Here is a 13,752-nt window from a genome sequence, read left to right as displayed (position 1 = left end):
CCATGCATATCGTTATCACCGGGGCTAATCGCGGAATTGGGCAAGCTCTGGCAGATCGTTATCGCGCGCAGGGGCATGACGTAACCGGAACCGCGCGGGATACCAGTGCACAACTTGTACTGGATGTGACAGACCCGAAGCAGCAGGCTTCTATGGCAGAAGGGCTTGCGGGTCGTCCGGTTGATCTGTTGATCTGCAACGCCGGGGTCTATCTGGACAAAGGCCACGGCATAGACGGCTATCCTGCCGACATGTGGGCGCAGAGTTTTGCGACCAATGTGACGGGCGTGTTTCTAACCGTGCAGGCGCTTTTGCCCAATCTTCGGGCAGCGCAAGGCAAAGTTGTGATCCTGTCGTCGCAGATGGCGTCGCACACACGCGCGCCCGGTGGCAGCTATATTTATCGCGCGTCCAAAGCAGCAGCCCTGAATTTGGGGCGGAATCTGGCCACTGATCTGCGCGCGGATGGAGTCGCCGTTGGCATCTATCATCCGGGTTGGGTGCAGACGGATATGGGGGGCACTCAGGCTGCGATCACTGTTGATCAGGCTGCCGACGGGCTACTTGACCGCTTTGGGGCATTGTCACTCGCCACTACCGGGTGTTTTGAAACCTGGGATGGTCAGCCGCACGATTATTGACGTTTCAACGCTGCCGTGGGGATTTCGTAGACTTCATCCGGATCGATGAAGACCACCGTTAAATCGCCCCGTGTTTCATGGCTGATCCGGGCAGGTGAGCTGCTAGAGGTCGGTACACCATCCGTGAAATAGATGCTGCGCACTTCGGCGCCGCCCAGCCCCACTGCCAGGGTCGTGGTCCCGTCGTCATGGTGGCGCAGTTCGGCGTGGCAGCTGCTTAGCGCTGCACCGCCTTTGGCACAGGGCACCGTACCCAGTGCATTCTTGCCGTCGGTTGCAGCCAGCGTTGAGACCTGTGCAAAGGCGGATGAGGATAAAAGGACGAGGGCTGCGGCAGCGCGGATCATGGAGAACCTCTGGGAATAAATGCGAGTTGCAGGCTGACAGCCTCTTGGTCGGTTGTAAAGCGATCAGGTGCGGCCATCCGACTGGTTTTGAACTCTTGCCCTTGCGGCCCCCCTCGCATAAGACGCACGGGACCAGAAATCCAAGGCGCGGAGACACTTGCCCCCATGCCCTTACTCGTGATGAAATTTGGCGGCACTTCGGTTGCCAACCTTGACCGTATCCGCCGCGCAGCCAAGCGCATCGGCGTCGAAGTGGCGAAGGGCTATGACGTGATCGTCATCGTCTCGGCCATGTCCGGCAAGACAAACGAGCTTGTGGGCTGGGTCGATGAAACATCACCGTTGTACGATGCGCGGGAATATGATGCCGTCGTGTCCTCGGGTGAGAATATTACCGCTGGCCTGATGGCGTTGACGTTGCAGGAAATGGATGTCCCGGCCCGGAGCTGGCAGGGCTGGCAGGTTCCGCTGATGACCACCAGCGCCCACAGCCAGGCCCGGATCGAAGAAATCCCGACCGATAACCTGAACCAGAAGTTTGGTGAGGGCATGAAGGTTGCCGTTGTCGCCGGGTTCCAGGGCATCAGCCCCGAAGGCCGTATCACGACCCTGGGCCGGGGTGGGTCGGACACCACCGCCGTGGCATTTGCCGCCGCCTTCGGTGCCGAGCGGTGCGACATCTACACGGACGTTGACGGTGTCTATACCACCGACCCGCGCATCTGCGAAAAAGCACGCAAGCTGGACCGAATTTCGTTCGAGGAAATGCTGGAATTGGCCTCGTTAGGGGCAAAGGTTCTGCAAACCCGCTCTGTCGAACTGGCGATGCGTTACAAGGTAAAACTGCGCGTTCTTTCAAGCTTTGAGGAACAATCCGACGAGGCCGGTACCCTGGTCTGCGATGAGGAGGATATCATGGAATCCAATGTTGTGGCCGGTGTGGCCTATTCCCGCGACGAAGCCAAGATGACCGTTGTCTCGGTGGCTGACCGCCCGGGCATCGCGTCGATTATCTTTACCGCGCTCAGCGATGCGGGCGTGAATGTCGATATGATCGTGCAGAACATTTCGGACGAGGGGCGCACGGACATGACCTTTTCCTGCCCCACCGATCAGGTGGCGCGCGCCGAACAGGCATTGCTGGCAATCAAGGATGCGGGTGAGCTGAACTATGCCGAACTGGTCGCGGACCAGGATGTCTGCAAGGTCTCGGTCGTGGGGATCGGCATGCGCTCGCAGTCGGGCGTGGCGGCCAAGATGTTCAAGATACTCTCGGATGAGGGGATCAATATCAAGGTCATTACAACCTCTGAGATTAAAATTTCCGTCCTTGTCGACAGGAAATACATGGAACTTGCTGTTCAGGCACTGCATGATGCCTTTGAATTGGACAAGGCGGCCTGAGCATTTCAGCCAAAGGTCTCGCCTGATTCCGTAATTTGGGTGGGATATGGCGGAAGGCACCGAAACAGAATCCCGCAAGCTGCTGGGGCGGCTGCGCGAAGAGATGGCGAGCGAAGCCGCCGGTCAGGAACGTCTTGACCGGATCACGCATCTGATCGCGGATAGTATCCGGGCCGAGGTGTGCTCGATCTATCTGTTCCGGGATTCCGACACTCTTGAGCTTTGCGCGACCGAAGGGTTGTCTCCAGAGGCGGTTCACAAAACGCGTATGCGGTTGGGTGAAGGCCTCGTGGGTCATGTCGCGCAATCCGGCAAGGTCGTGAACACCGCCGACGCGCCTTCGACCAAAGGGTTTCGGTATATGCCGGAAACTGGTGAAGAAAGATTCTCGTCTTTTATTGGGGTGCCGATCCAGCGTTTGGGTGAAAAGCTGGGCGTATTGGTCGTTCAATCTCGTGACGCGCGTTTGTATTCCGCTGACGAGGTCTACGCGCTGGAAGTGGTCGCCATGGTCTTGGCCGAAATGACTGAGCTTGGCGCCTTTGTGGGCGAGGGCGCTGCCCTTTCACCTCGGCACCAGCAATCAGTGCAATTTGAGGGAGGCCCGGCACAGGAAGGAGCTGCCGAAGGGCATGTCTGGCTGCATGAACCCCGTGTTGTCGTCACCAACCCGATTGCCGACGATCCCCACCGCGAACGTGAACGTCTGAATGAGGCTGTGGATGAGCTGCGCGTGGGCGTCGACAAGATGCTTGAGATTTCGCAGGGCGGTGACAAGGAGCAATTGCAGGTACTGGAAGCATACCGGATGTTCGCCAATTCCAAGGGTTGGATGCGCCGGATGGAAGAGGACATTGCCTTGGGCCTTAGCGCCGAAGCGGCGGTTGAGAAAGAACAATCGCAAGCCCGCGCCCGGATGGGGCAGGTCACCGACCCCTATCTGCGTGAACGGCTGGCAGATCTGGATGACCTCAGCAACCGGCTGCTGCGCATCTTGACCGGGCAGGGGGGTACCAACGGGGCCGACCTGCCACCCGATCCGATCCTGGTTGCCCGAAATATCGGGCCTGGAGATCTGTTGGAATATGGTCGCTCGTTGAAAGGGATCGTTCTTGAAGAAGGTTCAGTCGGTAGCCACGCAACGATTGTGGCCCGTGCCCTGGCAATTCCACTGGTGGTTCACGTTGGGCACATCACCACAGAGGCATTGAACGGAGATCATATTCTGGTCGATGGCGATCAGGGAATGGTCCAACTGCGCCCGGAAGATACGGTTGTCTCCGCGTTTCGCGATAAAATCGCCATGCAGGCCAAAGCGCAGGAACGCTATGCCTCGATCCGCGATACTCCGACAGTGACGCGCGATGGTGAGCGGATCAATTTGGTTATGAACGCGGGCCTGATGGCCGATCTGCCGTCGCTGGGCAATTCGGGGGCCGAGGGTGTGGGCCTGTTCCGCACCGAGCTTCAGTTCCTGATCCGCAACCAGATGCCCAAGCGGTCCGAGCTTGTGACACAATACCAGCGCGTAATGGATGCTGCTGGTGACATGCGCGTGGTTTTCCGCACACTGGATATCGGGTCGGATAAAGTTCTGCCCTATATGAAGCACGTCGAAGAGCCGAACCCGGCTTTGGGCTGGCGCGCTATTCGCGTTGGTCTGGACAAACGCGGCGTGATGCGGATGCAGTTGCAGGCGTTGATGCGTGCAGCCAATGGGCGGCCTTTGACAATCATGTTCCCGTTTGTGGCGCAGGCCGAAGAATACCGTGAGGCACGTTGGGAAGTGAACAAGACCATCGAACGCGAAAAGCGTCTTGGTCATGTGCTGCCAGAATCGATCGAAGTTGGCGCAATGCTGGAAACGCCATCTCTCGCCTTTGCCCCGCAGAAGTTCTTTGACGAGGTGGATTTCGTCTCGATCGGGGGCAACGACCTGAAACAGTTCTTTTTTGCCGCCGACCGCGAAAACGAGCTGGTTCGCCGACGCTATGACACGCTGAATGTCAGTTTCCTCTCCTTCATCGAACGAATTGTCGAGCGCTGCAATATCTCGAACACGCCGTTGTCTTTCTGTGGCGAGGATGCCGGGCGACCGGTTGAGGCACTTTGTCTGGCAGCCATGGGTATTCGGACCTTGTCAATGCGCCCGGCGTCGATTGGCCCGGTCAAAAGCGTGTTGTTGCGCGCTGACCTGCAGTCACTGCGTAAGATCATCGCTGACGCCCGCCATCGTGGAGACCAATCGGTTCGATCCTCGGTAATGGAGTGGTTGCGGAATCAGGGTTGATTTTCCAGTTGCGCTTCCCTATTCAGTGCCTGAATGTTAGCGGTAACAATGCTTGCATCACAAGGACCAGTGATAACTGCGCCTGAGTGATGCCAGCAGATTTGAAGGAGCCCATAGATGGTTTCACGCGTAATCCCGGTAGACCCGTTCGATCTGGTGCTATTCGGCGCGACCGGTGATCTGGCGCAGCGCAAGATCTTACCCGGGCTCTATCATCGGTTCGAAGTCGGTCAGATGCCCGAAGACGCAAAGATTATCGGCACAGCGCGGTCCGACATGGACAGCGACGGGTTCCGGGACCAAATACGCGCCTCGATGAAAGAATTTGCGCCTGCATTCAAAAAGGAAGTTCTGGATCAGTTTCTGAGCCATGTTGAATATGTTCCCGTTGACGCACTGGGAGACTCCGGTTGGAAAGAACTTGCCAATACCTTGCGCCCTGACGTTGTACGCGCATTCTACCTGTCAGTTGGCCCCAGCCTTTTCTCGGGTATCGCAAAACGGCTGAGCGATCATAGCATGGCGACGCCCGACAGCCGTATCGTGGTCGAAAAACCCTTTGGCCACGACCTCGCCTCGGCCAAGGCGCTGAACTCCGGGCTGCGAGCCTGCTTTGAAGAGCATCAGATATATCGGATCGACCACTATTTGGGAAAGGAAACGGTGCAGAACCTGATGGCGCTGCGCTTTGCCAATTCCCTGTTCGAACCTCTCTGGAACGCGACACATGTCGATCATGTTCAAATCACCGTGGCCGAGACTGTTGGCGTCGAAGGGCGCGGAGCCTATTACGATCAGTCCGGTGCAATGCGGGACATGGTGCAGAACCATCTGGTTCAGCTATTGTGCCTGACTGCGATGGAACCTCCGTCCAAATTTTCGCCCAACGCCGTGCGTGATGAGAAAGTCAAGGTGATCGAGGCGCTGGAGCCTGTTGCGCCGTCTGACATCGCACGCGGCCAATATCGTTCGAGCAAAGGTGGCGACGGTTATTTGGATCATGTTGGCAACCCCGCGAGCCGCACAGAAAGTTACATCGCTCTTAAGGCTCATATCGGCAACTGGCGCTGGGCCAGTGTGCCGTTCTATTTGCGAACTGGAAAACGCCTGCGGGCTCGCGAATCCGAAATCGCGGTGTTTTTCCGGGATCCGCCGCATACGATCTTCCCCAATGTCGGCCCGCTGCACGGCAACGTGCTGGTGATCCGCCTGCAACCGGACGAAGGTATTACCCTGCGAACAACGATTAAAGAACCGGGGCAGGGCGGGTTCCGCCTGTCAGATGTTGCACTGGACATGAGTTTTGCCGAGGCGCTTGGGGATGAGGCGCAATCGCCGGACGCCTATGAACGACTGATCATGGATGTCATTCGTGGCGACCAAACCCTGTTTATGCGCGGCGACGAAGCCGAAGCCGCCTGGGCCTGGGTTGATCCCATTATTCACAGTTGGGAAGAGCGTGGAGATCGCCCCGCGAAATATGATCAGGGCAGTTCCGGCCCAGAAGAAGCGCTGATGCTGATGCATCGCGATGGGCGCCGCTGGCGTCAGATCGGAGGGTAATCATGGTTAATACAGTCATCACCGACGTCACTCAACGCATCATCGACCGCAGCGCCGGACTGCGCGGCCCGCATATTGAGCGTATGGAACATGCCCGATCCAAGGGACCGGCGCGCGCGCATTTGTCTTGCAGCGGTCAAGCCCATGCCTATGCCGGTGCGGGTGAGGATCAGCAAGCGATGGCCACTGATACGGCCGGTAATCTGGGCATCGTCACCGCCTATAACGACATGCTTTCCGCCCACCAGCCGTTCGAGCGTTATCCCGGCCTGATCCGCGATGCGATCCGAGCCGCAGGTGGCACTGCACAAGTTGCGGGTGGCGTGCCAGCCATGTGTGACGGCGTCACCCAAGGCGAGGCGGGGATGGAGTTGTCTCTGTTTTCCCGCGACGTGATTGCCCTGGCGACCGGAGTGGCGCTGAGCCACAACACCTACGATGCGGCCGTTTTCCTGGGCGTCTGTGACAAGATCGTTCCCGGTTTGATCATCGGCGCACAGGCGTTCGGCCACCTGCCCGCTGTGTTCCTGCCAGCCGGACCGATGACCAGCGGTTTGCCCAACGATGAAAAAGCAAAGATTCGCCAGAAATTTGCCGCAGGAGAGATCGGCCGTGACGAGCTTATGGCCGCTGAAATGGCCGCGTATCACGGACCGGGCACTTGTACTTTTTATGGCACCGCGAACACCAATCAGATGTTGATGGAATTCATGGGCCTGCACCTGCCGGGCTCCAGCTTTGTGAATCCCAACACGCCTCTGCGGGATGCGCTGACCGAGGAAGGCGCGCGCCGCGCCCTGTCGCTGAGTGCGCTGGGCAACCACTATACACCAGTCTATCAGGTACTGGATGAGCGGGCGTTTGTGAACGGCATCGTGGGTCTGATGGCCACGGGTGGGTCGACCAACCTGCTGATCCATTTGATCGCAATGGCGCGCGCAGGTGGTATCGTACTGGATTGGCAGGATTTTTCTGACATTTCCGCCGTGGTGCCTCTGGTTGCGCGGGTTTATCCGAACGGTCTGGCAGACGTGAACCACTTCCACGCAGCGGGTGGTCTTGGGTACTGCATTGGAACGCTACTGGAAGATGGGCTTCTGCACCCCGACACTCTAACCGTCGCGGGGCAGGGTCTACGGAATTACGCCAAAGAACCGAAGCTGAAGAACGGTGAGTTGGTTTGGGAAGACGGGGCTGGCCACAGCCTGAACGAAAAAATCGTCCGCCCGGCGAAAGACCCATTCCAACCCACTGGTGGGTTGTCGCGCCTGACTGGCAATTTGGGCACCGGCGTGATGAAGGTTTCGGCCGTCGCCCCGGAACATCAGGTTGTCGAAGCGCTTGTACGCGTGTTCCATGATCAGGATGAGGCGAAAGCCGCGTTCAAGGCCGGAGAGTTCACTGGCGACGTCATCGTTGTTGTCCGGTTCCAGGGACCCAAGGCAAATGGCATGCCCGAGCTTCACTCGCTGACACCGATCCTGTCGATCTTGCAGGGCCGTGGGCAAAAGGTGGCGCTTGTAACCGATGGTCGTATGTCCGGCGCGTCCGGTAAAGTCCCTGCGGCGATCCATGTCTGCCCCGAGGCGCTGGATGGCGGGCCGATCGCTTACCTGCAGGATGGCGACATCTTGCGCGTCGATGCGGTGAAGGGTGAGTTGGAGATTCTGACCCCCGGGGTTCTGGACCGTGCCCCTGCCACTGCTGATTTGTCGGCCAACCAACACGGCGTGGGGCGTGACCTTTTCTCTACCTTCCGCCAAAATGTCGGATCAGCAGACACCGGCGCCAGTATTTTCGGAGTTTGACCCATGTCCAAAACCCAACGCACGCGTGAAATCTGCGCACTTGCGCCCATTGTTCCTGTCCTTGTCGTCGATGACGCGGCTCAGGCGCGCCCACTGGCCGAGGCGCTTGTCGCAGGTGGTCTTCCCGCGCTTGAGGTTACACTGCGCACCCCTGCTGCACTAGACGCGATCCGCGCGATGGCGGATGTGCCGGGCGGCGTCGTCGGTGCAGGAACTTTGGTCACGCCAGAAGATGTGCGCGCCGCGAAAGAAGCAGGCGCGCAATTTGGCGTCTCGCCCGGTGCCACCGACGAGTTGATCGCGGCCTGCGAGGCCGAGGGTCTGCCCTTGTTGCCCGGCGCCGCCACAGCCAGTGAGGCGATGCGTCTGTTGGAAAAGGGCTACGACATGCTCAAGTTCTTCCCGGCCGAGGCGTCGGGTGGTGCACCTGCGTTGAAAGCGATTGGCGCACCGTTGCCGCAAATCAAGTTTTGCCCGACCGGTGGCGTGTCCCCCGAAAATGCAAAGGATTACCTGTCCTTGTCCAATGTGGTCTGCGCGGGCGGAAGCTGGGTTGCGCCGAAAAAGATGGTCATTGATGGGGATTGGGCCGGTATCGAAAACCTTGCGCGCGCGGCCTCCAAGCTGATGGATTGACGCCGCTTAAAGCTGCGCTAGGGTGGGCGTCAATTCATACAGGTTGATCCCATGACAGACCCCATTTCCTTGGCGCAAGGGCGCGAGTATCTGGCGATTCCAGGACCTTCGGTCATCCCGGATGCGGTTTTGCAGGCCATGCACCGCCCGTCGCCGAATATCTACGAAGGCGAGCTGATCGAGATGATGCCGGCGCTGACCCGCGATCTGTGCCGCGTGGCGCGGACCGAGCATAGCGTTGCTATCTATATCTCTAACGGCCACGGGACGTGGGAGGCAGCGCTGTCCAACGTCATCGCTCCCGGTGAAACGGTTCTAGCCCCCGCATCTGGCCGATTTACCCATGGCTGGGCCGAGATGGCCGAGGGTATCGGCGCCAAGGTTCAATTGATCGACTTCGGCTCGTCCTCGGCATGGGACTTCGACCGCATTGCCGAGGCGTTGCGTGGCGACAAGGCCCACAAGATCAAGGCGGTTCTGGCCGTTCATGTAGACACCTCAAGCTCAATCCGGAACGACATTCCAGCACTACGCGCCTTGATGGACGATCTGGGGCACCCGGCGCTTTTGATGGCGGATTGCATTGCCTCGATGGGGTGTGACCGGTTCGAAATGGATACCTGGGGCGTCGACGTCACAGTTACGGCCTGTCAGAAGGGGCTGATGACACCCGCTGGAACAGGGTTTGTGTTTTTCAATGACAAAGCACAAGCCAAGCGCGCCGCGATGCCACGTGTTTCGCGGTATTGGGACTGGCAGCCGCGGGCGAACCCTGAGCTGTTCTATCAGTATTTTAATGGCACCGCGCCAACCCATCACCTCTACGGTTTGCGCGCGGCCTTGGACATGATCCATGCCGAGGGGATGGAGGAGGTTTGGGCGCGGCACGAGAGGCTAGCCACGGCCATCTGGGAAGCATGTGAAACCTGGGCGCAAGGTGGCGCGCTGCATCTAAATGTTGCCGATCGTCAACATCGCAGCCACGCTGTCACCGCCTTGCGACTGACCGAGGGACGCGGCACGCCATTGCGCAAGTTCACTGAAAGCCAACTGGGCTTGACCCTTGGCATTGGTCTGGGGATGGACGATTGGGACGGATGCTTCCGTCTTGGCCATATGGGTTACGTCAACGGCCAGATGGTTATGGCTACGTTGGGCGGTGTGGAAACAGCCATGGCCGCGCTGGATATCCCTCGCGGCAAAGGCGCCTTAGAAGCTGCAGCTGCGGTGCTTGCGTCGAAGACCTAACGCCGCGCCTCGGCAAGCGCTTTTGGCAATGCTGTGGCAAAAGCATCCAGATCGGCTGCCTCGCCACAGCTGACGCGGATGCAGCGATTTTGCGGGGCGGCAAAGGGCATACGCACGAAAATGCCCTGCGCAACCAGCGAGTCCAGGACCGCCTTGGCAAAGGCTCCATCCTTCCCGCAATCAATGGCAACGAAGTTGGTGGCCGAGGGCAAGGGCGCTAAACCATTCTCTCGTGCAATATGGCCAATCCGGTCACGCGCTTCGGTAATCTTGGTCTGAACATGATTTAGCCACTCTGCATCCTTCAGTGCGGCCAGCGCACCGGCCTGCGCGGCTCGGTTCATTCCGAAATGGTTGCGCACCTTGTTGAAGGCTGAAATCAGGCCGGGTGCGCCGATGGCATAGCCAACCCGCGCGCCCGCCATGCCGTACACCTTGGAAAATGTTCGCATCCGGATCACCCGCGGATCGTCTGCTGCCACAGGGGCGGCGGTGCCATCAGGCGCACATTCCACATAGGCCTCGTCCAATACAAGCAAACACCCGTTGGGCAGATCGCCTAGCGCCGTCACGATATCCGCTCCGGAATGCCAGCTACCCATCGGGTTGTCAGGATTGGCCAGATACACCAGCGTGGCATCCACTTCACGTGCCTTGGCAAACAGCGCCGCCGGGTCCTCGTGGTCGTCGCGATACCGCACTTTGTGGAGCGTTCCGCCGAACCCTGCCACATGGTAGTTGAAGGTCGGGTATGCCCCATCTGAGGTGACAACCGCGTCTCCGGATCCGACCAGTAGCCGCACCAGGTAACACAACAGTCCGTCAATGCCTTCGCCAACCACGATGTTTTCCGACCCGACTCCATGGTGATCCGCCAATGCCACGCGCAGATCGTGGTTTTCCGGATCGCCATACATCCAGATCCCCGTTTCTGCCATTGCCGCTATGGCGCGCGGTGAAGGTCCAAACACGCTTTCATTTGCGCCCAGCCGCGCCACAAATGGCGCGCCACGCTGGCGTTCCTGCGTTTCGGGGCCAACAAACGGCACGGTTGCAGGCAGGGATTGGGCAAGCGGGGTATAGCGTGGCTCTGTCATGGGGGCAGATAAACGTAAGGTCATACGACAGGCAAGCTTGCGTTGCAGGATGCTGCTCCGCATTGTTTGCGTAACGATTAAAGGGAGGAGCGCGCATGCGCATAGTTTTGGGCCTGTTGATTGTCGGCCTCGCCTATCTGGTTTTCTGGCCGGTCCCGGTTCAACCGGTGGCATGGACCCCACCCGAAGCACCGGGTTTCACTGGTGACTTTGCGGAGAACAATGCGTTGGACCAGTTGGAGCTGATCTCGTTGCCTGACGGTGAGAAAGGACCCGAAGACATTGCCATCATGCCCGACGGGTCCGTGTACACGACCAGCTTGTCCGGGGCTCTGTACCGAATAGACGACGAGGCCCCGGTGAAAGTTGACGACCTCGGCGGTCGGCCCTTGGGCCTGACGGTCGGTCCGGATGGGGTGCTTTACATCGCCGACAGCTTCCGAGGCATCATGCGCTGGACCGGCCCCGGTACGCTGCAGCCAGTCGTGTCTGAGATAAACGGCGCGCCGGTGATCTATGCAAATCAATTGGACGTGGCGAAGGACGGGACGATCTATTTCTCAAACTCGTCCGATCGGTTCGATCCCGAAACGATGGGCGGGACCAAACCGACTTCGGTACTGACCATCTGGGAGCAATCGGACAAAGGTTACGTTGCCCGCCACGCGCCCGATGGCACGACCGAGAAACTGGCCGAAGGCTTTGTCTACACGAACGGCGTCGCGTTGTCGCCGGGTGAGGATTTTCTGCTGATCGCCGAAACCGGGCGCGCCCGGGTGCACAAGCTTTGGTTGACCGGCCCGAAGGCCGGGCAGCAAGAGGTCCTGATGGACAATCTCCCAGGCTATCCCGACAACATCGAGGCACAGGGTGATGGCACCTATTGGATGGCTTTTGCCAGCCCGCGCGTGCCAAGCGAGGCACTGATGCCATACCCGTTCCTGCGCAAGGTGATCTGGCGACTGGGGCCGACGGTGCGGCCTGCGCCGACCCATCGCGGGATGATGGTGCAGTTTGACGGCGACGGGAACATCCTGCAGACCTTGCAAGACCCCGGGGGTCGGTTGGGCATCACCACGGGTGGCAAGGTGGCTGGGGGACATTTCTACGTCATGACATTGGATTCGCCCTGGTTCGGGCGCATGCCTGCGTCAAATCTGCCCTAACGTTGAGGTGGAACTGCCTGATCCATCGGGGCATTGTACCCCTAACCGGAATTGAGAGGCCTGAGATGTCACGTGTATCCGTCGAATACAAAAATCACATCGCGCACGTAACTCTGACGCGCGGCGACAAGATGAATGCGCTGGATGATGCGATGATAAAGGCCATCATTTCTGCGGGGCAGGAGGTCGCTGCCTCGGATGCCCGTGCGGTGGTGCTGTCGGGTGAAGGCAAAAGCTTTTGCGCGGGTCTGGACATGGCCAGCTTTGCGAGCATGGCGCAAACGGACCCGACCGAATGGTTGATGACCCGCAGCCACAACGACGCCAATGAGGTGCAGGAAGTTGCCCTGGTTTGGCAACGCGTGCCCGTTCCTGTCATTTGTGCCATTCAGGGTGTTGCTTATGGCGGCGGTTTGCAACTTGCGCTGGGCGCTGACATCCGGATAGCACATCCCGAGGCTAAACTCGCCGTGATGGAGATGAAGTGGGGTCTGATCCCCGACATGGGCGGGATGGTTCTGCTGCCAAAGCTGGCCCGGTCGGACGTTTTACGCCTGTTGACCTATTCGGCCCGCCCCATCGGTGCCGCGCAGGCAGCGGACTGGGGGCTGGTTACCAAGCTGTCGGATGACCCGTTGACCGAGGCATTGGCCTTGGCTGAGGACATCGCGGGCCAAAGCCCTTCGGCCATCCGCGCGGCCAAGCGCCTGATCGAGGTTGCGGAAGCCAAACCCCGCACAGAGGTGCTGCTGGAAGAGTCGTCAGAGCAGGCGGAACTGATCGGCAAGCCGGATCAGATGGAGGTCATTGCGGCGAATTTGCAAGGTCGCAAGCCACAGTTCAAATGATCTCGACACCTGTCACACGATTGATCCTGTACGCCAAGGACATCGACAAGATGGTACATTTCTATGAGACGCATTTTGGTTATGCAGCCCGCCAACTGGAAGGGGACCGGATTGTAGAGCTTGTGCCGGACGAGGACGGGCTGCGCCTGTTGTTGCATCCGGCCAGCAAGGCCGCTTGGCAGGGGCAAGCAGCGGTCAAAATTGTTTTTGATGTCGCGGACGTTGCCAAGTTTTGCAGACAAGCCGCGCAGCAGGGGCTGAAATTTGGTCCGATCCACTCGGCGGACGGCTACAGTTTCGCAAATGCCAAGGATCCATCGGGAAACTCGATTTCCGTGTCCAGCAGGGCATTTGCGCCCGGCAATTAACGCATAAAAGCCCGTCGTGCATCACGGGCCATATTGTATCGCATCTCAAGCTCGGCGATCTTAGCCATAGTCACCTTACGCACGTCAGCGTTGGACTGCGACGCATAGGTTTTACGCGCGGCATCTAATTCTTTCTTGATGCTGAACTCTTCGGGCAGAACGCCTGCTTGTGCCATGATCCGATGACCGGCGGCGACGGCCGGATCGGTCTGAGCCTCGGACGAACGGTCAGGCAGCGGCTGGCCTTCGCCCTCCAGCCCCTCTAGCTGACCTTCGGCTTGCGCTTTTTTGATCTGGCGTTCGACCAGTTTTCCGAGTGATCCAAACATAGGTTCA

At 59.1% G+C, this 13,752-nt stretch carries 13 protein-coding genes; 10 read left to right on the top strand and 3 right to left on the bottom strand.

The window, feature by feature from the left end; all coding sequences use genetic code 11:
• Nucleotides 1-2 precede the first annotated feature (2 nt).
• Nucleotides 3-641, top strand: coding sequence for an SDR family NAD(P)-dependent oxidoreductase (locus AC2FJC_RS18095; RefSeq protein ID WP_496740561.1), 639 nt, complete (start codon nucleotides 3-5; stop codon nucleotides 639-641).
• Here AC2FJC_RS18095 and AC2FJC_RS18090 read toward each other — a convergent pair.
• Nucleotides 635-988 carry a hypothetical protein gene (locus AC2FJC_RS18090; protein WP_058272247.1) on the bottom strand — a complete coding sequence of 118 codons (354 nt, stop codon included), beginning with the start codon at nucleotides 986-988 and terminating at the stop codon, nucleotides 635-637. The two genes, AC2FJC_RS18095 and AC2FJC_RS18090, sit on opposite strands and share 7 nt — an antisense overlap.
• 165 nt (nucleotides 989-1,153) lie before the next feature.
• On the opposite strand from AC2FJC_RS18090, the gene AC2FJC_RS18085 reads away from it, so the two are divergent.
• From AC2FJC_RS18085 to AC2FJC_RS18060, 6 genes are all read left to right on the top strand, one after another.
• Nucleotides 1,154-2,392 carry an aspartate kinase gene (locus AC2FJC_RS18085; RefSeq protein WP_058272246.1) on the top strand — a complete coding sequence of 413 codons (1,239 nt, stop codon included), beginning with the start codon at nucleotides 1,154-1,156 and terminating at the stop codon, nucleotides 2,390-2,392.
• Between the two features lie 46 nt (nucleotides 2,393-2,438).
• A complete protein-coding gene (gene ptsP, locus AC2FJC_RS18080; protein WP_496740559.1) occupies nucleotides 2,439-4,682 on the top strand; it encodes a phosphoenolpyruvate--protein phosphotransferase in 2,244 nt (747 codons plus the stop codon).
• A 117-nt stretch (nucleotides 4,683-4,799) separates the two neighbouring features.
• A complete protein-coding gene (gene zwf / locus AC2FJC_RS18075; protein WP_496740557.1) occupies nucleotides 4,800-6,245 on the top strand; it encodes a glucose-6-phosphate dehydrogenase in 1,446 nt (481 codons plus the stop codon).
• Nucleotides 6,246-6,247: 2 nt separating this feature from the next.
• Nucleotides 6,248-8,053 carry a phosphogluconate dehydratase gene (gene edd, locus AC2FJC_RS18070; RefSeq protein ID WP_496740555.1) on the top strand — a complete coding sequence of 602 codons (1,806 nt, stop codon included), beginning with the start codon at nucleotides 6,248-6,250 and terminating at the stop codon, nucleotides 8,051-8,053.
• 3 nt (nucleotides 8,054-8,056) lie between these two features.
• On the top strand, nucleotides 8,057-8,689 hold the full coding sequence (locus AC2FJC_RS18065) for a bifunctional 4-hydroxy-2-oxoglutarate aldolase/2-dehydro-3-deoxy-phosphogluconate aldolase (RefSeq protein WP_113790523.1): 633 nt from the start codon (nucleotides 8,057-8,059) through the stop codon (nucleotides 8,687-8,689).
• A 51-nt stretch (nucleotides 8,690-8,740) separates the two neighbouring features.
• Complete coding sequence (locus AC2FJC_RS18060) at nucleotides 8,741-9,937, top strand: pyridoxal-phosphate-dependent aminotransferase family protein (RefSeq protein ID WP_496740553.1); 1,197 nt, start codon at nucleotides 8,741-8,743, stop codon at nucleotides 9,935-9,937.
• Here AC2FJC_RS18060 and AC2FJC_RS18055 read toward each other — a convergent pair.
• Complete coding sequence (locus AC2FJC_RS18055) at nucleotides 9,934-11,034, bottom strand: pyridoxal phosphate-dependent aminotransferase (RefSeq protein ID WP_496740551.1); 1,101 nt, start codon at nucleotides 11,032-11,034, stop codon at nucleotides 9,934-9,936. The genes AC2FJC_RS18060 and AC2FJC_RS18055 overlap by 4 nt on opposite strands.
• Nucleotides 11,035-11,129: 95 nt before the next feature.
• On the opposite strand from AC2FJC_RS18055, the gene AC2FJC_RS18050 reads away from it, so the two are divergent.
• The 3 genes from AC2FJC_RS18050 to AC2FJC_RS18040 all read left to right on the top strand — a co-directional run bounded on the left by AC2FJC_RS18050 (nucleotide 11,130) and on the right by AC2FJC_RS18040 (nucleotide 13,416).
• Nucleotides 11,130-12,200: an SMP-30/gluconolactonase/LRE family protein gene (locus tag AC2FJC_RS18050; RefSeq protein ID WP_496740549.1), complete on the top strand. Its 1,071-nt coding sequence runs from the start codon at nucleotides 11,130-11,132 to the stop codon at nucleotides 12,198-12,200.
• 65 nt (nucleotides 12,201-12,265) lie between these two features.
• The gene (locus tag AC2FJC_RS18045) at nucleotides 12,266-13,048 is read left to right on the top strand and encodes a crotonase/enoyl-CoA hydratase family protein (RefSeq protein WP_496740547.1); all 783 of its coding nucleotides are present in this window, start codon (nucleotides 12,266-12,268) and stop codon (nucleotides 13,046-13,048) included.
• Nucleotides 13,045-13,416 carry a VOC family protein gene (locus tag AC2FJC_RS18040; protein WP_496740545.1) on the top strand — a complete coding sequence of 124 codons (372 nt, stop codon included), beginning with the start codon at nucleotides 13,045-13,047 and terminating at the stop codon, nucleotides 13,414-13,416. Before AC2FJC_RS18045 ends, AC2FJC_RS18040 begins: the two co-directional genes overlap by 4 nt.
• Here AC2FJC_RS18040 and AC2FJC_RS18035 read toward each other — a convergent pair.
• Nucleotides 13,413-13,745 carry a DnaJ family domain-containing protein gene (locus AC2FJC_RS18035; protein WP_496740626.1) on the bottom strand — a complete coding sequence of 111 codons (333 nt, stop codon included), beginning with the start codon at nucleotides 13,743-13,745 and terminating at the stop codon, nucleotides 13,413-13,415. The two genes, AC2FJC_RS18040 and AC2FJC_RS18035, sit on opposite strands and share 4 nt — an antisense overlap.
• Nucleotides 13,746-13,752: the final 7 nt, after the last annotated feature.

The sequence above is a fragment of the Ruegeria sp. CDSB117 genome, assembly GCF_059611005.1.
The sequence above is the reverse complement of the archived record's forward strand: the minus strand, read 5'-3'. Positions and strand labels throughout refer to the sequence as shown.